General features: G+C 37.5%; 23 protein-coding genes. 12 read left to right on the forward strand and 11 right to left on the reverse strand.

Going from position 1 to position 23525, the window contains the following annotated elements:
• Positions 1-18 precede the first annotated feature (18 nt).
• The 3 genes from AO843_RS11865 to AO843_RS11875 all read left to right on the forward strand — a co-directional run bounded on the left by AO843_RS11865 (position 19) and on the right by AO843_RS11875 (position 3025).
• Positions 19-279 carry a metal-sensitive transcriptional regulator gene (locus tag AO843_RS11865; RefSeq protein WP_054611312.1) on the forward strand — a complete coding sequence of 87 codons (261 nt, stop codon included), beginning with the start codon at positions 19-21 and terminating at the stop codon, positions 277-279.
• A 216-nt stretch (positions 280-495) separates the two neighbouring features.
• Positions 496-1635 (forward strand): transglutaminase domain-containing protein, encoded by a 1140-nt coding sequence (locus AO843_RS11870; protein WP_054611313.1) that lies wholly within the window; start codon positions 496-498, stop codon positions 1633-1635.
• 85 nt (positions 1636-1720) lie between these two features.
• The gene (locus tag AO843_RS11875) at positions 1721-3025 is read left to right on the forward strand and encodes a transglutaminase domain-containing protein (protein ID WP_231630133.1); all 1305 of its coding nucleotides are present in this window, start codon (positions 1721-1723) and stop codon (positions 3023-3025) included.
• A gap of 26 nt (positions 3026-3051) precedes the next feature.
• Here AO843_RS11875 and AO843_RS11880 read toward each other — a convergent pair whose 3' ends face one another.
• From AO843_RS11880 to AO843_RS11910, 7 genes are all read right to left on the reverse strand, one after another.
• Complete coding sequence (locus AO843_RS11880; RefSeq protein ID WP_054611315.1) at positions 3052-3999, reverse strand: N-acetylglucosamine kinase; 948 nt, start codon at positions 3997-3999, stop codon at positions 3052-3054.
• Positions 3996-5510: an argininosuccinate lyase gene (gene argH, locus AO843_RS11885; RefSeq protein WP_054611316.1), complete on the reverse strand. Its 1515-nt coding sequence runs from the start codon at positions 5508-5510 to the stop codon at positions 3996-3998. The genes AO843_RS11880 and argH overlap by 4 nt, the downstream gene beginning before the upstream one ends.
• 27 nt (positions 5511-5537) lie before the next feature.
• Positions 5538-7259, reverse strand: coding sequence for an ABC transporter permease (locus tag AO843_RS11890; RefSeq protein ID WP_054611317.1), 1722 nt, complete (start codon positions 7257-7259; stop codon positions 5538-5540).
• Positions 7260-7271: 12 nt separating this feature from the next.
• On the reverse strand, positions 7272-8342 hold the full coding sequence (locus AO843_RS11895; RefSeq protein ID WP_054611318.1) for an ABC transporter ATP-binding protein: 1071 nt from the start codon (positions 8340-8342) through the stop codon (positions 7272-7274).
• A gap of 96 nt (positions 8343-8438) precedes the next feature.
• Positions 8439-9527: an extracellular solute-binding protein gene (locus AO843_RS11900; RefSeq protein WP_054611319.1), complete on the reverse strand. Its 1089-nt coding sequence runs from the start codon at positions 9525-9527 to the stop codon at positions 8439-8441.
• 199 nt (positions 9528-9726) lie between these two features.
• Complete coding sequence (locus AO843_RS11905; RefSeq protein WP_054611320.1) at positions 9727-10641, reverse strand: EamA family transporter; 915 nt, start codon at positions 10639-10641, stop codon at positions 9727-9729.
• Positions 10642-10658: 17 nt separating this feature from the next.
• Complete coding sequence (locus tag AO843_RS11910; RefSeq protein ID WP_054611321.1) at positions 10659-11222, reverse strand: GNAT family N-acetyltransferase; 564 nt, start codon at positions 11220-11222, stop codon at positions 10659-10661.
• A 145-nt stretch (positions 11223-11367) separates the two neighbouring features.
• Here AO843_RS11910 and AO843_RS11915 point away from each other — a divergent pair, with 145 nt between their 5' ends.
• From AO843_RS11915 to AO843_RS11935, 5 genes are all read left to right on the forward strand, one after another.
• Entirely contained in the window at positions 11368-12315 is a 948-nt protein-coding gene (locus AO843_RS11915) for a carbohydrate kinase family protein (protein WP_054611322.1), read from the forward strand.
• Between the two features lie 20 nt (positions 12316-12335).
• Positions 12336-12767 (forward strand): protein-tyrosine phosphatase family protein, encoded by a 432-nt coding sequence (locus AO843_RS11920; protein WP_054611323.1) that lies wholly within the window; start codon positions 12336-12338, stop codon positions 12765-12767.
• Between the two features lie 341 nt (positions 12768-13108).
• Complete coding sequence (locus AO843_RS11925; protein WP_082389449.1) at positions 13109-13312, forward strand: PLDc N-terminal domain-containing protein; 204 nt, start codon at positions 13109-13111, stop codon at positions 13310-13312.
• A complete protein-coding gene (locus AO843_RS11930; protein WP_054611324.1) occupies positions 13309-14193 on the forward strand; it encodes an ABC transporter ATP-binding protein in 885 nt (294 codons plus the stop codon). Before AO843_RS11925 ends, AO843_RS11930 begins: the two co-directional genes overlap by 4 nt.
• Entirely contained in the window at positions 14190-14972 is a 783-nt protein-coding gene (locus AO843_RS11935; protein ID WP_054611325.1) for an ABC transporter permease, read from the forward strand. Before AO843_RS11930 ends, AO843_RS11935 begins: the two co-directional genes overlap by 4 nt.
• Before the next feature lie 52 nt (positions 14973-15024).
• Here AO843_RS11935 and AO843_RS11940 read toward each other — a convergent pair whose 3' ends face one another.
• Both AO843_RS11940 and AO843_RS11945 read right to left on the reverse strand, forming a co-directional pair.
• On the reverse strand, positions 15025-15678 hold the full coding sequence (locus tag AO843_RS11940; RefSeq protein WP_054611326.1) for a GAP family protein: 654 nt from the start codon (positions 15676-15678) through the stop codon (positions 15025-15027).
• Entirely contained in the window at positions 15678-16436 is a 759-nt protein-coding gene (locus AO843_RS11945; RefSeq protein ID WP_054611327.1) for a MerR family transcriptional regulator, read from the reverse strand. The genes AO843_RS11940 and AO843_RS11945 overlap by 1 nt, the downstream gene beginning before the upstream one ends.
• 199 nt (positions 16437-16635) lie before the next feature.
• Here AO843_RS11945 and AO843_RS11950 point away from each other — a divergent pair, with 199 nt between their 5' ends.
• Positions 16636-17340 carry a CBS domain-containing protein gene (locus tag AO843_RS11950; RefSeq protein ID WP_054611328.1) on the forward strand — a complete coding sequence of 235 codons (705 nt, stop codon included), beginning with the start codon at positions 16636-16638 and terminating at the stop codon, positions 17338-17340.
• A gap of 25 nt (positions 17341-17365) precedes the next feature.
• On the opposite strand, the gene AO843_RS11955 is transcribed toward AO843_RS11950, so the two are convergent.
• Positions 17366-18085 carry a YetF domain-containing protein gene (locus AO843_RS11955; RefSeq protein WP_082389450.1) on the reverse strand — a complete coding sequence of 240 codons (720 nt, stop codon included), beginning with the start codon at positions 18083-18085 and terminating at the stop codon, positions 17366-17368.
• A 107-nt stretch (positions 18086-18192) separates the two neighbouring features.
• Here AO843_RS11955 and AO843_RS11960 point away from each other — a divergent pair, with 107 nt between their 5' ends.
• The gene (locus AO843_RS11960) at positions 18193-19398 is read left to right on the forward strand and encodes an MFS transporter (protein WP_054611329.1); all 1206 of its coding nucleotides are present in this window, start codon (positions 18193-18195) and stop codon (positions 19396-19398) included.
• 38 nt (positions 19399-19436) lie between these two features.
• On the opposite strand, the gene AO843_RS11965 is transcribed toward AO843_RS11960, so the two are convergent.
• Positions 19437-20123, reverse strand: a complete 687-nt coding sequence (locus AO843_RS11965) for an adenine nucleotide alpha hydrolase family protein (RefSeq protein ID WP_054611330.1) — start codon at positions 20121-20123, stop codon at positions 19437-19439.
• Positions 20124-20698: 575 nt separating this feature from the next.
• Between AO843_RS11965 and AO843_RS11970 the strand changes: the two genes are divergently transcribed.
• Complete coding sequence (locus AO843_RS11970; RefSeq protein WP_197278919.1) at positions 20699-23110, forward strand: Na+/H+ antiporter subunit A; 2412 nt, start codon at positions 20699-20701, stop codon at positions 23108-23110.
• On the forward strand, positions 23100-23522 hold the full coding sequence (locus tag AO843_RS11975; RefSeq protein ID WP_036122157.1) for a Na(+)/H(+) antiporter subunit B: 423 nt from the start codon (positions 23100-23102) through the stop codon (positions 23520-23522). Before AO843_RS11970 ends, AO843_RS11975 begins: the two co-directional genes overlap by 11 nt.
• The last annotated feature ends 3 nt before the right edge of the window (positions 23523-23525 follow it).

Here is a 23525-nt window from a genome sequence, read left to right on the forward strand (position 1 = left end):
AAAGAAGGAGCGATGTTTATGGAATATTCAGATCAAGTTAAAAATCGTGTGAAACGAATGGAAGGACAGCTACGTGGTATTTTGAAGATGATGGAGGAAGAAAAAGATTGTAAGGCGGTGATTACACAGCTGTCAGCCGTACGCTCTGCAGTAGACCGAACAGTTGGTGTGATTGTTAGTACAAATTTATTGGAATGTGTGCAAAATGCTGAAGGGGATGGCGATAAGATGAATGAAGCCATTCAGGAAGCTGTTAATTTAGTAGTGAAAAGTCGTTAATAGTCGTAAAACTCACTGGAATGTAGTGAGTTTTATTTTTTTACAAATAAATAGTTATATTCGATACATATATTTTAATAATAGGTATTTTTTATTACAATGGTAATTTTATTTTTTTAGTTGAAAGTCTTAGTTGGGGAACTTGTCTGATAGCTTAGTAGTCACTTTCTTTGTTATGCTAAATACTAACAATAGACTTAAAGGGAAGTGATAGTTATGAAGAAATGGTTGTTATGTGGCGCTACTTTACTGATGTTAAGCCCAACTGCCGCTTATGCACAGCAAGCAGAAAATACTTCCCCAATACAACCTGTTGTCGCAAATTCAACAGGTACAACTTGGGAGCAGTTTACAAAAGAACTGGTAAAGCAAATAAATAATTTTGAAACGGATATAAAAATTACATATACTGGACCGATGGGTGATTTCAAAAAAGAAATTATGGATGCCTTTGAAAAAGCTAAAAAACAGGCTGTATATGCAAGTGGACATATGGAAAGTACCACAATATCCGCTGATTCTTTAGGTAACGTAACCTATAAAATTAAGTACCTGACAAATCAAACACAAGAAGCGGCTGTACAAAAAAAGATTGGTCAAGTACTGAAAAACATTATTAAACCCTCTATGAATGAATTCGATAAAGTAAAAGCTATTAACGATTATATTGTGTCGAATACAAGTTATGGTACCAAAACAAAGGCAAGTCCCCACAGTGCTTATGCATTGCTATTTGAAGGACAAGCAGTGTGTCAAGGCTATGCTTTAACTGCACAAACTATGCTAGAGCAGACTGGAATTGAAACAAAATATGTTGTAGGCTTTGTGAATGGAAACGAGGCTCATGCTTGGAATTTAGTAAAAGTGGATGGCAAATGGTATCATTTAGATACAACCTGGAATGATCCACTGCCAAATCGCATTGGTGCTGCGTCATATGATTACTTTTTAGTGACGGACGAACAGCTTAACAAGGATCATTCTTGGATTCAGGCAGATTATCCAGCCGCTACAAGCACTAAATATAGCTTTTTGCACAATGTCCATTTTGCTTATCAGTTAAATAATACCGTCTATTTTAGTAATACTGCTGATAACGATAAATTGTATAAGCTAGATATGGCAAGTGGTAAAAAAACAAAGGTATTGGATAAACGAGCGTTGTATATTACTGGAATGAATCAACATCTATACTATAGTGATTATAGCAACAGTGGATACTTAACAAAACTAGATTTGAAAACATTAAAAGCTGAAGTGTTGGTTAAACAGCAAGTAACGAATCTAAAGATTCATGACAATTATTTAATCTATAATATTCAAGCTAAAGAACATAAACTTAAATTAAGTCAATAAACAATTATTTACAGGCACAAAAGGACTCTTAATGGGTTCTTTGTGTTTGTTTTTGTATATAATGAATATAAGAAGACGGTTGGAGGTGAGGAGTTTGTGGAAGAAATTAGCCATTATTATGATTATCATTATTTTCATTGACCCTATTTATACGGCTGGTAAAGCAGTTGTTCAGCAGGTAGTAGAGTGGAAAAATAGTGATGAAATAGAAACAATGCTTCTTTCAACAAAGGATAAAATCGTTGATGTGACTGCTAGACTTTCAGACAATGCCTCAATAGAAACTGCCATACCTATAGAAGATATGCATGATGCGGAGGTAGCACCTACTGCTCAAGCCATTAAGAAACCGGAAACGAAGCTAGTTGTGACAAATGCCAAGGAAATGTCTGATGCAATGTATGCATATTATAGTAGTTTTTCGCCGAAGTTTGAAATTCAATATAAGGGTAATACACAACGAATCGAACAAATTGTAGAAGAGGCCTATAACAATGCCATCGAACGAGATGATTATGTCTATGGCCATATTAGTAAACACTCTATTCGTTTTGAATATGGTAGGAACCAGGCAACTATTTTTGGGGAACAAAGCTACTTAATGACGCCTGATCAGGCTGCCTATGTAGAGATGAATGTCCAAGACATTATCGCCAAAATCAATAGTAAATCTATGACAGACGTAGAAAAGGTACGAGCAGTTAATGACTACATTGTTGTGAATACATCTTATACTGATCAAACGAATTCTAGTCCCCATAGTGCCTATACCGTTCTTGCAGAGCATGGAGGGGTATGTCAGGGTTATGCCTTACTTGCTCACTCTATGCTACAAAAGCTTGGGATTGAAACGAAATATATTGTGGGTTATGTTGGTCAAGAAGGACATGCATGGAATTTAGTGAAGTTAGGTGATCAATGGTATCACCTTGATACGACATGGAATGATCCAGTCCCAGATCGTAAGGGTGCGATTCGTTACCAATACTTTTTAGTGGATGATCGTACAATGGCAAAAGATCACACATGGATTGCCGAAGACTATCCTAAGGCAACAAGTACACGCTATAGCTATTATCATGCTATAGACTTTCCAGCACAGGTTGGCGACCAATTATATTATAGTAATATCTCTGATGACAATAAGTTGTATGTGCTTGACATGAAAACTAATAAAACGAAACGACTAACAAATTCTCGTGTACAATACGTAGTTTATGCAGATGGATGGCTCTATTATAGTAACTATTCCCGAGGGGCTTATTTAACAAAGATTCGTCCAGATGGAAGCGGGGAACAGCTCCTAAATAGAGAAGATACGAAGGATTTGTTTGTGAAAGATGGCTATCTTTATTTCACAACTAATGAATTGAAGAAAATGGCCCTATAAATTTGGGCGGAAAAAAAGGGCATGACTTATAAACAGTCATAGGCCCTTTTTGTTCGTTCAATCAAATAAGTAAGGGGGTGGTGTTGGCAAAGTGTAATGGAAATTTGCGGATACATTAATGCTATTTTATCTGTTAATGTTTTTAAAATGAGCGGATTATGTTTGATAGCACCACCATTACAATAAAGTGGAAACGGACCATTCTGATAGCTTGCTTTATTCAAGATGGCCCTTACCAAAAGGGTTAATTCTTGAGCAGCTTGTAGTGATATTTGAATGGCACAAGCATCTTTTTGTTCAACTGCTTGAGCGACAAATGAGCCCATCTTGGCCAATTGTGCATTCGTATAGGAGGGCTGAAATAACCACTCAGCTAGTTCTGTTACATGTTGTATACCTAAAGAATGATAGACGGCATCTTTTAAGATAGTTGACTCTCCACGACCATCCTCCATTTTAAAGATGGCTCTTACCACTTCTTGCCCTAACCAGTAGCCACTACCTTCATCCCCAGCCCGATGTCCCCAGCCTCCAGCACGGACAATTTGCTGTCCATCATAGGCGTAAGCGATAGCTCCTGTTCCAGCAATGAGTAATGCACCGGCCTGTCCAGCGGTCACACCAAGTAGTGTGGCTTCAGCGTCATTTTCAATAATAAGTGTATCGATAGGTAGCTGTGTAGCAGATAGGGCATTTTGAACAATGACTGTAACAATTTCTTGGTCTTTTGGAGAATCAATACCAGCTAAAGCAAAGGTAGCTACAGCAATTTGTGAGGGAGGGTACTTTTGCAAAAATGTTCCTACCTTTGCTAAAAGTTCTTGTAATATTGCTGTAGCCGCTTCAATACCAATTGCTTGATAGTTAGAGCCCTTTGTTGCAGTTGAATATTGCATAACACCAGTTTCAGCATGAATGACTGCACATGCCGTTTTTGTCGCACCACCATCAATAACTAGTAGCCATTTCATCATTGATTCCATTCCTCAAGAAAGACCGTTAATTCTTTTTCCGCTTCAATAATGGAGCTTTCTTTTAGTTGAATCCATTCATAAAGATTGTGAGCATTCATTTTGGAACGTTCAAGAGCTGCTTTCATCGTGGCTGGAGCTGGACCACCTGGTAATGTACGAACACCAACAAAAGATTCTGGTTTTAGGGTTTTATAAAAGTCCTCCTCAGAGATCTTTAATTCTTTCCCCGTAATCAATTTAGATTGAGTATTAACGAGGCCCCATGTAAGGCTTGCTAGTGATTCCTCACCGTGAGCAAGTAGTACTTTAATGCACTTACTAACAATGCTATGTGCTTGTCGGAAGGAAATATCCTCTGAACGCACTAATGTATCAGCAAGCTCAGTGACATTGGCAAAGCTATTCTCTGCCCGATTTCTTAATTTCTTCTTGTTAACATCCATTGTGACAACAAGTGAGCCAAATAATTTATATATCCCAATTAAACGGTCGATGGCACGCCATAAATAGGGTTGCATATCATCTTCAGTATCTACGATATCTCCGAACGGTGTATTATGTACCATCTGTAATACAGTGCATGCATCTCCAACAACTGCAGATAGTAAAGAGCGTGTATGCTCTATTGAAACTGGGTTACGCTTTTGAGGCATAATAGAACTTATTTGAACATATGGACTTGCGAGTGTGAAGGCATTAAACTCCTGGGTAGCCCATAATAAAAAATCCTGAGAGGTACGGCCAAGATTGAGTGCAGCAAGCTGTACAATACTTGCTGCTTCGGCAATATAGTCTGCCCCTGCCACTGCATCCCACGCATTTTCGATAATATCGTCGAATGCCAACAAATCACGCATGCGTTCTCTATTAATATTGAACCCTGTTGTGGTTAAAGCAGCAGCCCCCATACTACTCCGATTAACAGTTTTATAGACATTTTGCATGCGCTCAAAATCTCGTTCAAGCTGGTCGATGACGGCCTTTAAATAATGGGCAAAGGTTGTAGGCTGAGCCTGTTGCGTATGTGTGTAGCCAATCATGATAGTATCTACATGCTCCTCAGCAGCAGCGATTAAATCATCTCGTAATGTTAGTAGTTCTCGCATTAATAACAATAATTTTTGTCTTAGTGTCATGCGATAGATGGCGATGCCCATATCATTACGACTTCGTCCTATGTGAAGATTTCCAGCAACATCACCAGCAAGCTCTATTAACTTATTTTCAATGCGGAAAAATAAATCCTCGTATTGGGGGTTATAATCCTCTAAGCGAAAATAATTTAAATCAATATTTTTTAGTGCTGTCCCAATTTGTTTCGCTTCATCTTTTTTTACAAGTCCTTGTTCTTCTAACATTTTTAAATGGGCTATATTGATTTGTAGCATAATTGTTAAAAAGTTTTTCTTTGCCTCATCATAAGCTGGCTGTAAGACAATTTTTCGATAGATGTTAGAAGGGAAAATCATCCCATCTTCCTGCTGCGTTTTGTTGCGAAAATCTTCAAACATTGTAATGGCCTCCTAATAGATTAGCAGTTAAATGGCTGTACCAGCACTGCCTTTTGATAGTTTTTCAGAAATAATAAGGACAACTAAAATTAAGCAAATTTGTAAGACACCATAGGCGCAGGCTGTTCCAAATTTAAATGCATATAATTTTTGGAATATCGCTACAGACAATGGAATAGTGGAAGTACTGTATATAAGAATGGATGCAACAAATTCACCAAAGCTTTGTACTAGGGCTAATAGTGTCCCTGCTAATATCCCAGTAAATGTTAAAGGTACGACAATACGTCTAAATGTATACCACCAATTGGCGCCTAATCCACGAGATGCCTCTTCAATGGATTGATCTAGTTGTACAAGAGAGGCGGATGTTGACCGAAAAACTAGTGGCAAATGTCGGATGAAGTAGGCTAATGGTAAAATCCAAAATGTACCAATTAATACCTGATTAAAAGCAAAAATGTTTTCCGTACTAAAGGCAGCGATTAAATTGACTGCCACAACTGTTCCTGGTAATGCCCAAGGTACCATTATTAAAATATCGAGTAAGGTTTTCCCTTTAAAGTTTAAACGGACCATAGCATAAGCGGCGGCGACACCAAAAATAATATTGCCAAATGTTGCAACGATCCCCATTTGAATAGAATTCCAAATAGGTCGCCATGTACGCTCATCGGAAAAAAGCGCAATATAATGATCCATTGTATAGTCGGTAGGGAGTATTTGAGTCTTCCATGCCCCATCAACAGAAAAGGATATCAATATCAGCACTAATATCGGTAGAATCAAAATCAAAGTACCTATAAATGAGGCAATAGCTGCTGCCATTTTTATTTTTTTGGAGGATACCTCCGATCGATGGACACTAATTCCTTTACTGAGATTTTGATAATTTCTCCGATTTTGATACCAACGCATGATGATTAAAAAAGTGATAGAGACAAAGGAAAGTATCATGGACTGTGTTGCTGCCATTTCAAGATTGCCATTTGTACGAGATAAGTAGATTTGCATCGTCATAGTTCGCTCTACACCAAACATTAATGGAGCCGTGTAAGAAGCCATAGAAATCATAAACACTAATAAGGAGGAAGCAACAATGGAAGGTGTCAGCATGGGTAAAATAACCTTTGTCCATACGCGAATACGTCCTGCACCTAAACTAGTTGCAGCTTCTTCAAGTGCTGGATCTAGTCCCTTGATAGCAGCTGATGCGGTTAAATAAAAATAAGTATACATCGTGAATGTATGAACAACGATGACTCCCCAAATCCCTTTCAATGAAAACGGTACATGATCTAAGCCAAATAAATGCTGAAAGATTCGAGGGAAAATACCACTATCTCCGTACAAAAAAGAAAAGGATAGCACACCCACTAGAGGAGGAAGCGCCATAGGGACCAACACTAAAATTGAAAGTATTCGTCTCCCAGGGAAATTATAGCGTTCAAGTAAAAAAGCCATTGTTACTCCAACAATTGCACAGCAAAGGACGCTGATAATTGAAATATAGATACTGGTCCACAAAGCCTCTAAATTTGCTGGACTTGCTAGATCGAAAAATTTTCGATAATGAAGGAGTGCCTCATCCCCAGCAAAGCTTTGAATAAATGTTTGATAGAAGGGATAAACCACATAGGCGAACAGCACTAAAAATAATGGCGATATTAATATATAAATAAACCAATTGGAATGAAAAATTCGTGTCCACGCACTTTCTTGAGAAGCATTGACAGTTTGTTTTTCCATATTGGCTTCCTCCTATTCCCCTAAAAAATATAGTGAGTCATGTGTAACATTAATGGTAATGTCCTCACCGATCTTTTTTATTTGGTCATAAGAATTAATAATCATTACTTTAAGTGAAAAGGCGTTAAAATCTACAATATAATTGACACTAATACCTGTAAATTCAACAAATGTAATTTTCCCTGTTAATGTATTGTCCCCAGAACCTAAATGAATAGATTCCGGACGAATTGAAATAAATACTTTGTCTCCAATCATATGCGTTAAAGTCGGAGAGCTTTGTTGCTTTCGCCCAGTAAAAATATGTCCATTTGCTGTTATCACTTGTATATCTTGGCCATTAATCGTTTGTATTGTGCCTTCTATTAAATTGGTTTCGCCAATAAAGTTTGCCACAAAGCGATTTACAGGCTGATTATATATTTCTTGAGGGGTACCAATTTGCTTGATATGGCCTTCCTCCATGACCATGATTCGATCAGACATAGCCATGGCTTCCATTTGATCATGGGTAACATAAATAGTAGTGACACCAAGCTCAGATTGAATACGTTTGATTTCAATACGTGTTTCCTCACGTAATTTTGCATCTAAATTAGATAATGGTTCATCAAGTAATAAAATATCTGGCTCAATCACCAGTGCTCTAGCCAAAGCAACACGTTGCTGTTGTCCACCAGAAAGCTCATTGATTTTTCTGTTTCCATAGGCCTCTAGACGTACTTGTCCTCTAATGCGATCAACTTTGTGCTTAATTTCAGCCTTTGAAAATTTGCGAACCTGTAAACCAAAAGCGATATTTTCATCAACTGTCATATGGGGGAAAAGGGCATAGTTTTGAAATACCATACCGATATTGCGTTTATTCGGCTGAAGACGAGTGACATCCCGTTCATCAAAAAGAATTTTGCCTTTAGTAGGGTAATAAAAGCCAGCAATCATTCTTAAAGTAGTTGTTTTTCCACAGCCGCTAGGACCAAGAAAAGTAAAGAATTCACCAGCTTTTATATTAAGGTTTACATCTTTTACACCGTACAATTGACCAAACTGCTTCGAGACATTTTCGATTCTGACACTTCTCAACAAAAAGCTCCTCTCCAACAGAGAATTCATTGCCGTGCAGGGGATGCTATAGTAAGGTAAAAACCCGCTAAAAAAGCCGGATTTTCACCTTGATACTTATTTACCGCGACCTTTAATATTATTATCCCAGTATTCCATCCATTCAGCTTCTTTGTCAGACATTTGCTGCCAGTCTATATCAAATGTTTTTAAATCTAATTCTTGATACCATTCTGGCATGGAGCCTTTATCGATATCAGAACGTGTAGGAATTTGATAATAATCATTCGCTAATTGTGTCACCATCTCTTTTTCAAATAAGAACTCGACAAATAGTTTTGCATTTTCTAGGTTTTTCGCATTGTTCACAACTGCTACGCCATCTACTAAAATAGGCGCTCCACTTTTTGGATAAATATAATCAAAAGGATAGTCAGTCGTATATTTCTTTAATAAAATATCTTGTAGATTCCACAAGGAGACACTACCTTCTTGACGTGTTAGCTTTAAATACAAAGCATTAGGGTCTTGCGTATATTCCTTTGTATTAGCGTCTAATTGTAATAGCCATTCATAGCCCTTATCAGGAGAGTTAGCATCTTGTCGTACAATCATGGAGGAATATATTGTGCGCATTGTCCCTGACGCCAGCACACCTCGAATTAAAATTTGGTCCTTCCATTTAGGATCTAGAAGATCATCCCAATCCTGTGGCCCAGTTTCTTTTGTTAATAAATCGCTATTAATCATAATAACTTCTGGAAGCAGCATCTCTCCGAACCAACGTCCATCTGCATCTTTATGTGTAGCATCAATGGAATCGTTAAAGCTAGGCTGCCAAGCATGTAATAAGTCTTCATTTGCCCCAACGATGAGAGCAGATTGTGTGCCTCCCCACCAAAAGTCAGCCTGAGGATTAGCCTTTTCACCACGTAAACGCTCTAAAATTTGCTGGGCGCCCATAGTTAAAAACTCTACTTCAATGTCTGGGTACTTTTCATTAAACTGATCGATTACCTTTTGCACCATTTCTTCGTCGCGCCCTGTGTAAATAACTAGCTTTCCAGATGCCGTTGTTGCTGCTACTTCTGTCTTGTCGTTATTTGCTGTGTTTTTTGTAGAATTTTGGTTTTCGTTTCCACTACATGCAGCTAAAACGAAAAGCATGAACACAAGGAAAAAACTAAGAATGCGTGTTTTTTTCATCAACTTCCCCTTTCTTAAAGTAAGGTACTTACATATTGCAGTATAATACGAAGGGGGAACATTAATGTTAGAATTATTAAAAAATTACACTTACCCACATCATAGTGAAGTACCAATCCAATAGCAACGGCATTTCAGTAAAATTCAAAAAAACTCCTTGAAAAGGAATAATTCCATTTTCAAGGAGTTTTATGTCTGTTTAAGAATGTGCTTCTAATAAGCTGTCATTTTGTCGACGTTGTGCAATAATTGTCGGCAACATCATACCAACTATTACTAGAATAATACCCATTATTTGCAGTGCAGTTAAAGGTTCATGTAGAACAATAACGGAAACTGTAACCGCAACGGGTAATTCAATAGCACTTAAGATGGAAGCAAGTGCGCCACCAATTTTAGGAATAGCAATTGAAAATAAGTAAATTGGTAAAATGATACCGAATAGACCAAGTGCTAGTCCAAACTTCCACAAGCCTTGCATAAATAATTTGCCGTTCCAAATAACTTCTGGACTCAGGAAAATACTGATCATGATAAGGGCTATAAAGGAAACGATTAATACCCTTGATGTGGTTGTAACACCCTCGACAGGACGAGAATTAAATTGAATGAAGCAGGCAAAGGTAACGGCAGCTGCAAAGCCAAATAACCACCCTTGGATAGGGATACCGCTTAAATCTACATTTAAAACACCAGCAGCAAAAATAGTTCCTACAAATAAGATGATGATGGAAATCACTTCAGGTCGGCTTGGTAATCTTTTATGTAGGGCACAATCAATTAGCAGACCAATCCATGTAAATTGGAACAGCATTACTACCGCTAGAGAAGCGGGTAAATACTTTAGAGATTCTCCGTACACTATACCTGTCGTCCCTGTAAAAATACCAGCACAAATTAAAATAAATAAGCCCTTTTTGGACGGCTTAGGTAATTTTCTGTCTGTAAAAATAAAAATGGCTACAACAAGTATAAAGCCAATAATATACTGACTTGATACTGCCTCTGCAGATGTAAAACCGTGTTGCATTGCTACTTTGACAATAGTCGACAAAATTCCATAGCTACTAGAAGCAATGACGATCAAAAGAGGATAAATAAAATTCGTTTTCATAAATAATTCTTCACTTCCTAAAACTGCTTCACCATATGATGAAATGGCTCATCGATGATGGACCATTGCTCAGTGATAACAAAGCCTAAGCGTTCATAAAGACGGCGAGCATCTTCTTTTTGGGTTTCAACATTTAATGATAATTTTGTATAACCGCGTTGTTTTGTCAGATCTTCGGCAAATTGTAAAAGCAATGTGCCAATTCCTTTACCGCGTGCTTCGGGTGCTACACAAACTGTATCGATATAAGCCTCATCTTCATGGGCTTCTTGATCAATGACGATCGATGGGGCATTTTTTGATGCTAACCACTTCACTAGGTTAGCATCCATGGCAATGGCCTGTGCACCATAATAATAAACGAGAATCCCTAATATTTGCTCACCTTCCGTAGCGACAAAGGTATTTAAATAAGAATGTCGATTGTCATCACGTTGAAAAAGAATTGTCAGTTCTTGACTAACAGCTTCGGCTGATTGCTCGCCAGTTAAGCGATTTGCAATATCACCAATTGCATCGATAATTAAAGGCACAACGGCATGGGCATCTTGGGGTTGCGCTTGTCGAATTGTAATACTCATCTTGAAAATCCCTACCTTTCTATAGGCAAGTATAACAAAGAAAGAGGATGACTCAAATTTTCTGGCATGTTCTCAAAAGTTAAACCTTTATAGAATGACAATTTTCGTGTTAATCTATAATGACTAGACTTTCAGGAGGACAATCATGACGAAGCAAGAGAAGGATTTTATTTTAGTCTATGGAGATGCTTTTATTGACTATATTGCTGATGATGTAACAAACACATCATTTACTAAATATATGGGTGGTGCAACGGTCAATGTTGCAGCTGGTATTAGCCGTATTGGTGCGCCTTCCGCCTTAATTACAATTACAGGGGATGACGATGGTTCTCAATTTGTACGTGATGGGCTTGTACAGGAGGGAGTAAAGCTAGATTATGCTGTATTTGATCCAGCTAAGCGAGTAAGTGGCGTATATGTGCATCTAACAGAAGCATGTGAGCGGATTTTTAAAGATTATGTTGATGAAACACCTGATTTACAAGTGGAGCCATCACAGTTAAATGAAGCAGCATTTAAACATGCATCTGCTTTAACGGTGTGTTCAGGTACTATGTTCCATCCAACGGCTCTAGCCACAACACGAACTGCTGTAGAAATGGCGAAAGACAAGGGTGCAATCATTGCGATGGATGCAAATATTCGTCCATTACGCTGGAGCAGTGAAGAAATTTGTCGAGAAACAATTACCTCGTTTTTTGAGGATGTAGATATTTTAAAGGTGACGGATGATGAATTATTCTTCCTGACAGAAACAACTAGTTTAGAAGAAGGTATTGAACAACTAAGTAGCTATTTAGTGCCTATTATTTTAGTAACAGTAGGAGAGAATGGCACCTATGCCGTACTTAATGGTGAAGTCATCCATGTACCAACTGAGAAAGTGATACCTGTGGATACTACTGGTGCAGGCGATGCATTTATGGCAGGTGTATTACGTGATGTTCATTACAATGGCTTACCTACAACGAAAGAAGAGCTTGTTCGTTGTACAAGCTTTGGCAATAAATTAGGGGCATTTGCAGCAACTAAGGCAGGCGCCTTAACTGCTTTACCATATTACGAGGATATTAAGCATTTACTGAAATAATCTTGTGGAGTGTGACAAGTATGGAAAAAAGCTATGATGTTTTAGTAAAGGATCGAATATTCTTTGGCGGTGCAAAAAATGCGAATGAGGCATTTGCGCAAGAAGCTGTAGATGTTGTGATAGATGTTAGAGTGAAGGGGCTTTCATCCGAAGAGGAAGAGGCCGTTTCTTATTCGTATAAACATATGCCAATTGCAGATGAAGATATCGCAGTAGCATCATCCATTCAAGATGTGGCGAAGGAAATTGCTTTATCCTATGAAGCAGGACAGAAAGTGTATGTTCACTGTGGGAGTGGTGGCGGTCGTGCTGGAGTTGCAGCAACTGCTGTGTTAATGGAGTTAGGGATGGCTAATTCACTAGAGGAAGCGGAGGCGGCAGTCAAAAAAGCTCGTCCACAAGTAACTATTCGTCCTATAATGGAAGATGCTCTACAAAAACTTTATAAATAATGGAAAAGATGTACTGATTAGGGTACATCTTTTTTTCTTGAATTTTATACCGAAAGGGAGGGGTAGTACTGATTCTAAAGCAGAAACCGAAAGTTGAAATAGGGGAACACCTTCAAAAATCGCCCAGCACTGTGGCAATGACGGTGAGACCTATAGCAAGTTGCTCTAAATCCTTTGGCAGAAGTCGCAGATTAAATTTGAAGAGGAGCTTTTCAAGCAAGCTCGAAAAAATTTAGAAGCCAATATCACAGAGGTGTGATTGGTGCTGTAACAATTTTGTTCTATACATATTAGAACAAAATTGTTATAGTTTATGTATAACAATAAATGGGGTGATCTGTATGATGGAGGAATTAGCGAAGGTTCCATGGGCAGTTATAGCACCGCTCATCATAGTTCAAATAATATTAATGATCGTAGCACTAATTGACTTGCGTAAAATACATGCGACAAATGGACCTAAAATTTTATGGGTATTTATCATTCTATTTACAAATATATTAGGATCGATTGCGTACTTTATAGTGGGGAGAAAGCAGTCATGACAACAATACTTCAAGTAACAGGTTTGACCAAGCAATTTGCAGAGCACAAAGCTGTCGATGATGTTCACTTTATTCTAGAGGAAAAGACTTCAACGGCGTTAATAGGACCAAATGGGGCTGGCAAGACAACCACTTTATCCATGCTAACAGGGCTTTTAAAACCGACTGCTGGGAGTGTAAAGATGCTAAATGGGGATTTACGTACGAATATAGGGTTTTTACCTCAATATCCCCAGTTTTATCCCTGGCTAAGTGCGTTAGAATTTACTGAGATGGCTGCAAGGCTGAATGGTGTAACAGCAAAAAATGCTAAATTGGAAGCGCAAAAAACATTAGAGTTTGTAGGGTTAGGAAATGCCCAACATAAAAAAATAGCTACTTTTTCTGGTGGGATGAAGCAGCGACTTGGTATTTCCCAGGCAATTGTGCATAAGCCTAAATTACTGCTATTAGACGAACCTGTTTCAGCATTAGATCCTGTTGGCCGTAGGGAAGTACTTGATTTATTAAAAGGATTGCAACAAGAGACGACCATTTTATATTCAACGCATATTTTAAATGATGCGGAAGAAATGACAGATCAGTTACTATTCTTACAAAATGGAAAACTGGTAGAGCAAGGAACATTACGAGAGGTACGGCAACGTTTTGATGAGCAAAATTATGTAGTTGAATTTTCTAACGATCAAGAGGCAAAGCTTTTTGCAAGTTCATCTGAACATGTAATAGGTTGTTATGTGTATATAGAGATAGTGAATGAGGAGCCGACGATGAAGGAGTTGCTTCAGCGTTTAAGTGGATGTCCTTATACAATAAGAAAAGTGGAACGACAAACAGCATCTTTGGAGGAAATTTTCATGAAGGTGGCGAAAAAAGCATGAGAGGATTCAATGTACTTCTGCAAAAGGAATTTAAAGAGGCATGGCGGAGCTGGAAATTTTTGTGGATACCTCTTGTGTTTGCCTTGCTGGGAATGAGTGACCCTCTGACAAATTATTATATGATGGATATTTTAAATGCTGTTGGAAATGTGCCAGAAGGCTTTGAAATGTTGATGCCGGAATTAATGCCAGTTGATCTATTACAAGCTTCTATTGGGCAGTTTCAAACTATAGGATTATTGGTGATGATGGCTACTTTTGTGGGTGTTATTAGTAAAGAGCGTGCAAGTGGTATGGCTACCTTATTATATGTAAGACCTATTTCTTTTGGAGCCTACTTTATGAGTAAATTTATTGTTATGAGTACAGTTAGTTTTGTAAGTATTTTAGCGGGTTTTGCAGCGAGTGTGTATTACACTAGTATTCTATACGGTACTTTAGAAATTGGATCATTGCTTGTAAGCCTTTGTACGTATTATATTTGGCTATTATTTGTAATAGCTGTAACTTTAATGATGAGCGCTAGCTTTAAAACGATTATAGCTACTACATGTGCCTTTACGGTTATCTTTGTAGGGCAAATAGTAGATATGATCGTAGGTCTTTTTTGGACTATATCCCCTTGGAAGTTAGCGAACTATGGAACTTTGTTAGTTCGTGGAACGATGGAGATGTCAGATTACTGGTGGAGCTTAACGATTACCATAGCATTGACAATCCTCTGTATTTGCATTGGAATCATTATGATGAAAAGAAATGCGGCTATGGCAAAAATATAAACAATATAGGACGGAAAAATCGTATTTTTACGGATTTTTCCGTCCTTTTGTTTTAAAGCATCCCACCATCGATCAGCAGGAGAAGCCCAACAAAAAACATGATCCAGGAAAGGGCAGAACTAGTACTTCGATCAAAGAGTGTCTGAATCCTTCTTAAGGGTTTATTCATAAATCTGCTAAATAAAAGATGTAAGCCTAATAGGAGTATTCCTGGTGTAATCATCACTAAATTGTAACCACACAATAATGGTAGCCATTCATAAAATGCTAGATGATTACTTGTTAGAATACCTATTGTTGCAAAATAAGGAAGAGCTGTAGCTACCTCTAGAATAGAAGTAGTGAAACCTAGGGCTACCATAGCACCCACATGTAAGGATTTTGGTTTAGGTGCTCCTTGCGCCTTTTTCTTAGGTACTAACCAACTACCTACAAATAATATTCCACCCACAATGGTCATAATTAACCGAGCGGAGTAGCTATTTAACAAATTAGCAATAGGATCAAATATAACATTTAAACCTAGCATTAGAAAAACCCCTGTACTAAAATAAAACAAGGTAACAGTCATTAAATAAGTAAGTAACAGTCGAATTTTACATTTTTTAGCGGTGAGTAATAAATAGACCGTTACACCAAGGATAGAGGGGCTAAACATGTCTAATAAAGCTAAAACGCCTATCAGCAGCAATAATTCTGTGTTCATTATAGTGAATCACCTAATACTTGACCGTTTTCTTCATAAACTTTGAAAGCCTGCTCGATAAAATGTAAGAATTCTTCCTCTAAAGGATATAATCCAACCTGTTCAGATTTTAGAGGAGACTTACGTATTACCCACATTTTTTCTAAAAATTCATCATTACCTTTGTATTCCCCCTCGGCCTTTTCCATCATTCGTTTTATAATGGACTGCACAGAATCTGCCTCAGGGCCACTATTTCTCAGTCGCTCTAGTTGACCTAATAATCCAATCCATTCTAAAGAATTTGGATCATTACGATTTACATTAGGAAGTTTGCTCATTAGGTCCATTTCTGATGCCTCAAAAATTTCCTGTCGGATAGCTTGCGTCTTATCATACTCTTGATTTGAAAGCTTAATGAACTTTTGTATAAGGGACTCAGTAAGCCCAACCTCAATGGCTGAAGCATTTTTTAAACCAAATATCGCGCTCTTCATCTGTTGTAATTTCCTTTGCTCCTCTTCTAGAAAAGCAAGTTGTTGATCTAAACTTGCCTCCCACCCCCATGCTTTAATAAAAAGTGTTTTTATTTCTTTTAATTTGAACCCTAATGTTTTAAAAAAAATGATTTGCTGTAGAGTCTTCAGTTCATTTGCGCTGTAAATCCTATGTCCACCATCTGTTTTTGCTGTTGGGAACAACAGTCCGATTTCCTCATAGTAACGTAATGTTCGAACAGAAATACCAGTTTGTTTGGATACTTTTTGAATCGTTAGCAAATTATCCAGCACCTTTCCATACTAGTGCCATTATACAAAATGACGTAACGTAACTTTCAAGGGGAAATATAAATACAAAATACAACAAAACTACATTCTTGGAATATCCATAACTTAGGAATATAATGGGGATGTAACTCGAAATTTGTCAAATAACTCGGAAAATACAAAGTTAATATAGAAAGAAGGTACGTAAAAAGTGGGGACAGAAAATTCCGATCGTTTCCTGACAGCGTTTAATCGGATAGACCATAGATTACGAGATATTGTAGGTATAAATGATTTTACGCCCTTTTATCGGCTCATTGATCAAGCGAAGAAAAAAGATGTATTAGTGAAAAAATATGAAGATGATTTACGGTCATACGCTGATTTGCGAAATGCAATTGTACATCATCGTACTTCTTTAAATTATGTAATTGCAGAACCACATACAGATGTAGTCGAAAGAATTGAATACATAGATGCTACTCTCGCAAAGCCTACACTTGTGGGGCAAATGTTCCGAAAGAGAGTACTTGTTTTTCAAGAGAGTGATTCCCTAAAACATGTGTTAAAAGTTATTCGCCAACGAAAATATACACAATTCCCCGTCTATTTTAATAAGCAATTTCAAGGGCTTATTACAACCGTAGGAATTACCAATTGGCTTGCCTCTAAAGTGGGTGGTGACTATTTACCGAAAGGGATTCCTACGTTGCATGATATTTTAATGCATGAAAAAAATAGAGTGAATTACAAATTTGTCAGTAGATACATAACGATCTATGAAGCCGAAGAAATTTTTAAACAAGGTGTTGAAAGAGGTAGGCGCTTTGAGGCTTTACTAATAACGGAGCATGGCAAACCACATCAAAAATTAATAGGAATCATCACACCGTTAGACATTGTTAAAATCGATTAACAAAAAGACGAGACAAGTCAAGCATTTAGGGGCTTGATTGTCTCGCTTTATCTTTTAAGCTAATGTATAAGGACCCATTTGTCTGAACTTGTGCAAAAAAGACATCTTCAACGGACTGAACATTTTGTTTTTTAAGCTTCTTCATTACCCAGTCATCCGTTAATTCAAGCTCAACAATATTTTCTTTGATGAGTTGCCCATCCGATATGACCTCTGTAGGCAGATAGGTAGGTGGGCTAACATCTGCTTTAACATCCTGCTTTGTAGCAACTTGTTCGGAGGTTTTCTGCAACACACTTAGTTTTCCATTTGTTTCAAGTAATGCGTATTGTACATCTTGTACAGAGAAAATGGCTTGCTCACGCAGCATCATTGTCAGCTCATCCATATGCAAACGATTTTTCCTTAAGGCAGATTCTAAAATGAGACCATTTTGCACTACAATCGTAGGTTTGTCATCAATAAGTACGCGAGCCTTTTTTGATTTAATCGTAATGATGGTCATTAAGTAGGTCAAGACACTCCACCAAATAAGAGAAATGGCACCATCTAAAAAGGGTGTTTCTTCTTGTGAGGCAATTTCCGAGGCAATCGATCCAAATGTAATACCCGTAATGTAATGGAAAAATGTTAGTTGGCCCAATTGTTTTTTTCCGAGAATACGTGCCAGAATAAGTAATATGAAGAAAGAGAGCGTTGTTCGAAGAATCATTTCCCAAAAGTGAGCATGAATAAAGCTTTCCATGCATACATCAACTCCTTTTAAAGCTGTCGAAACATAGCTTGTGCAAAATGGTCGATAGTATGCGACAATCATGAATAAACAAAAACTAAAAAGAGCGAGGTGGCAGCATGAATAATCAATTAAACATGACAAACCCAATCTATCCAATAATGATTTTAATAGGTGTTGCTCACCTGATCAATGATACGATGCAAGCTGTTATTCCAGCTATGTTTCCAATTTTTAAAAGTGAGCTAGGACTGACCTTTACCCAAATCGGCCTTATATCATTTGTCTTAAATATATTTGCATCTGCATTACAACCTATTGTTGGCTTTGTCAGTGATAAAAAGCCAATGCCATATGCGTTACCAATAGGAATGATCAGCTCATTTATTGCTATCGCAATTATTGCATTTACAACTCAATATTGGATTATTCTTATCGCCGTATTATTTTTAGGCTTCGGTTCGGCAATATTTCACCCTGAAGGTTCTAGGGTATCATTTATGGCAGCAGGTTCTAAAAGAGGACTTGCTCAATCTATTTATCAAGTTGGGGGAAACTCGGGACAAGCTTTAGCCCCATTAATTAGTGCCTACATTTTTGATATTTTCGGCCAGCGTGGTGCAGCAATTGTGTTAGTGGCTGCAACATTCGGTATCATTTTATTAAGTAAGATTGCTAGATGGTATAAAAACCAATTGGAGCTAGAACGTCAAGCGAAGAAAAAACGTGTATTGGTTTCAACATTGCCACCTTTAACAAAGAAACAAGTTGGTATTGCTTTAACCTTATTATTTACTATTATTTTTGCACGATCATTTTATACAACAAATATAACAAGCTTTTATGTATTTTATCTGATGGATCATTATGATGTGAGTCTTCGACTTGGACAAATCCTTATTTTCTTGTTCATGGCATTTGGTGTAGTAGGAACCTTTTTCGGGGGATCTCTATCAGACCGTATTGGTAGAAAAAATGTCATTATTCTTTCTGTTGTAGTACCAATGCCATTTTGCCTAGCATTGCCTTATGTACCGCTATGGGCTGCTATGATATTTTTAGTCATTATTGGTACATTGATTATGATTAGCTTCTCTGTAACAGTGGTATATGCGCAAGAGCTCGTTCCAACAAAAATCGGCACAATGGCAGGCTTAACAACAGGCTTTGCTTTTGGGATGGGGGCAGTAGGGGCGATGGTTATTGGTGTTTTGATGGACCACAAAGGTATTGATTTTACAATGATGGTCGTTTCAATATTACCATTATTATTGCTAATTGCGTTCTTCTTACCGAAGGATAAACCAGCATCTACAGCAGTTTAGAAAAAAACGCGTCCTCTAAAAAAAGAGGCACGCGTTTTTTATTGTCTTAATGGAGATAAAAACTCTGCAGGAAGCTTCTCTTGATCGACCACATAGCCTTCTGAAATATGAACTTCATGCATCTTATCGTTGTAAGTGAATTTGAAGACACCATTGTCAAAATCGGTGCCAATTTCCTTAAAAAATATACCTTCAATGGATACATATTTCGGACAGGTAAATGCTACTTTAAAGTTTTCTTGTTCTTTAATTAAGTAAGCACGAACACCTTTTTCGTATGTCTCATTTGCATCATCATCAGTTGGACGTTGAACAGCAACAATATGAAAATCTACAAATGGAACTTCTTTTAACAGAACATTAAGGAAAGATCCTTTAGTAATCTCTTCCCAACGACTTTGTGCGCTTTGTCCTACAATAATTTGTGAAATGCCAAAGTTTTTCGCGACTTCTGCAATGACCTTCTGTATGGGGCGTTTTTCATTATCTTGCAAAATGAATTTTTCAACCTCAAGCTCATCTGATAACTTTTTCCATTGCTCAATATAACTAGATTTCTCAGCGTCAAATGCATCAAGGGGTTGCGAATCAACTGAAAGAATATAGAGTGGGCAATCTAGCATTGTGGCCATTTTGTGACCCCGACGTATCAAACGTTCGCCATTTAAGCCATAGTAAACACAAACTAAAATACTTTCATCTAAACGCCCTTTTACATGCTTCATAAAAAATGTACACCTCTTATCTGTTGGTATTTTGTTAATTTCACTGTTGATTTTGAAAAAATTATCCTAAAACAGCTAAAATTGATGCTGTTACAGTGCATTATGCTCATTTATATTGTATACTTAAAAATGTATAAAAGTTAACGAAAATATATTGGAAAACCCTTGAAGTAATAAGCTTAAATCAATAATTTAAAGTTATTTAATTTATGCATTGTGTGCATCTAAGCAAAATTGATTCCATATGCCACACTATTATGCAGTGTGTTAAATAGTTAGTCAAGTGTCTTTATAATGCTGATATAATTGAGTTAAATTGATTTGCAACTGTATAAATTATCTGATTTTCCACAAGTTATTTAGGCTTGCATCGGGTTAGAGGTGACTAAATAACTAAACATACCATTTTTAATAAATAACAAGGTACTTTAACACCCCATCACTTTCCATTTGCAAAATTTCAAGAATAAATCTGATATGTTACTTAGCTTAAACAAATTGCTATAATCTTAGCACTTAACATTCCAATCACCACAAAAATTTGCTTGATGATTTTGATAGTAGGAGGTTTTCATTTGGTTACAGTTCTCATCGCGATACTCTTGCCATTTGTTTGTGCTGCACTTATCCCATTGCTTTATAGGCGACTAAGGCGTGTAACACATCTTGGCTGGTTTGTTTTCTCTGTTCCATTCATCTTATTTCTTTTACTTGCGCGCTATATTCCTCAAATTGCCGGAGGTAAAACATTTATCCATACATATGAGTGGATTCCCTCTTTTAATATAAATATCACAACTTACCTAGATGGGCTCAGTATGATCTTTGGCTTACTGATTACAGGTGTAGGTAGTTTAGTCATTTTATATTCTATTTTTTATTTATCAACGAAAGAATCTCTTCATCATTTTTACTGCTACTTATTACTATTCATGGGCGCTATGCTTGGCGTTGTTTTTTCAGATAACCTAATGGTATTATACACATTTTGGGAATTAACAAGTGTGTCATCATTCCTATTAATTGCATTTTGGCATCATAGAAAGGCATCACGTGCAGGTGCTAAAAAAGCAATGATGATCACAGTCTTTGGTGGTCTCTCTATGCTTGCAGGTTTCCTAATGCTCTATGTAGCCTCCAATACGTTTAGTATTCGCGAAATTGTAACTAATGTAGAGATAATCCGTGATCATGCCCTATTTACTCCAGCACTAATCTTGATTTTACTAGGGGCTTTTACAAAATCTGCACAATTTCCATTCCACATTTGGTTACCAGATGCGATGGAAGCGCCGACACCTGTCAGTGCTTACCTACACTCTGCCACAATGGTAAAGGCAGGTATTTATTTAGTTGCCCGTTTCTCTCCAATCTTTGGTGGAGAAGCGACTTGGTTCTGGCTAGTAAGTGTCATTGGTCTAGTCACACTCTTCTGGGGTTCATTTAATGCAGTTCGCCAAACGGATTTAAAAGCTCTATTGGCCTTTTCAACGGTGAGTCAGCTAGGCTTAATTATGAGTCTATTTGGCCTCGGGTCTGTTGGTCATTATTATGGCTATGCCGATAGTTCTATCGTGTATACACAAGCCAGTTTTGCGGCACTGTTTCACCTCGTAAATCACTCCACATTCAAAGGAGCCCTATTCATGATGGTCGGAATTGTCGATCATGAAGTTGGGACTCGTGATATTCGCCGTTTAGGTGGCTTAATGTCCTTAATGCCTGTCACTTTTACGATCGCAGTAATTGGTGGCTTTTCGATGGCAGGATTGCCACCATTTAATGGTTTCTTAAGTAAAGAAATGTTTTTTGCAGCAGTCTTGGCTATTCAAGATGTAGAAGCATTTTCCATTGCTGATTTAGGATTATTTTTCCCACTGATAGCATGGGTAGCTAGTATCTTTACCTTTGTCTACAGTTTGATTTTAATTAGTCGGACATTTTTGGGTAAAATACAGCCTGAGAAGATCGATAAAAAACCACACGAAGCTCCGCTGGGCATGTTAATATCGCCAGTTATTTTGTGCATGTTAGTGGTCGGTATCTTTTTCTTCCCAAACGTGTTAGGCCACTATATTTTAGAGCCTGCCATGGCCAGTATTTATCCTACATTCCCAACAACCAGTGAATTAACACCACATATTTATGCGTGGCATGGAGTTAATGCTGAATTGTTAATGACATTAGGTGTGATTGTAGTTGGGATCATCTTATTCAAAACATTGAAAAGCTGGAAGCCACTGTATCGCATTTTTTCACAAAAATATACGTTTAATACGTACTACAATCGAATGATCGAGATAAGTGAAAGTGGCTCAGAGAAGCTTACCCGCAAATATATGACAGGTAATTTAACACATTATTTTGTCTATATATATGTATTTTTCGTTGCACTTATTGCTGGCTATTTTATTTGGTCAGATGCAATGACCTTCAATTTTGATATGGACTCTACTATTGAGTCATACGAATTAATTCTTGTATTTGTCATGGTATTCGCTGCAGTGTGGATGATTTTCGCAAAGGGCCGTGTGACAGCGATGTTATTAAATGGCGTATTAGGCTATTCAATTGCCTTCTTCTTTGTCATTTTCCGCGCGCCAGATTTAGCGTTAACACAATTAGTTGTAGAATCAGTAACAACTGCACTATTCCTTTTATGTTTTAAATATTTACCAGATTTAATGCCTGAGGCACCTCGCAAAAAAGTGCAATGGTCTAAAGCCATGATCTCTATCTTTGTTGGGGCAACCGTTACAATCGTTGGCCTGGCCGTAGTACACTACGACCGCTTTGAGCCGGTGTCCACTTATTTTAATGATGCCTATGAGTTGGCGGGTGGTTCCAACATTGTTAATACAATTTTAGGAGATTTCCGTGCTTTTGATACGATGCTTGAGGTAGTTGTGCTTCTGATTGCTGGCTTAGGGGTTTATACATTGACAAAGCTTAAGCCTCAAAAGGAGGAAGAAGATCATGAAAATTAATGATGTGATATTAAGGACAGTCACTAAGGCAGTCGTATTCATTATTTTAACACTTGGGGTGTATTTGTTCTTTGCTGGACATCACGCTCCAGGTGGTGGCTTTATTGGTGGCCTCGTGTTAGCTTCTGGCATTGTTTTATTGTATCTTGCCTACGATATAGAGACTGTGCATAAAGGGATGCCATTTGACTTTAAAAAGGTTGCAGCTCTTGGTGTATTGCTGGCAACAGGAACGGCAATTGGTTCTTTGTTTTTCGATGTCCCTTTTTTAACGCAGGCTTATACGTATATAAATGTTCCGATTTTCGGGAAAATGGGTTTTTCAACCGTAACCATTTTTGAAGCAGGTGTAGCTTTAACGGTTGTGGGTGTTGTCGTGACAATCATTTTAAGTATAAGTGAGGATGAGTAGCCA

Source organism: Lysinibacillus sp. ZYM-1, from assembly GCF_001308875.1.
In the GTDB taxonomy this organism is placed as follows: domain Bacteria; phylum Bacillota; class Bacilli; order Bacillales_A; family Planococcaceae; genus Lysinibacillus.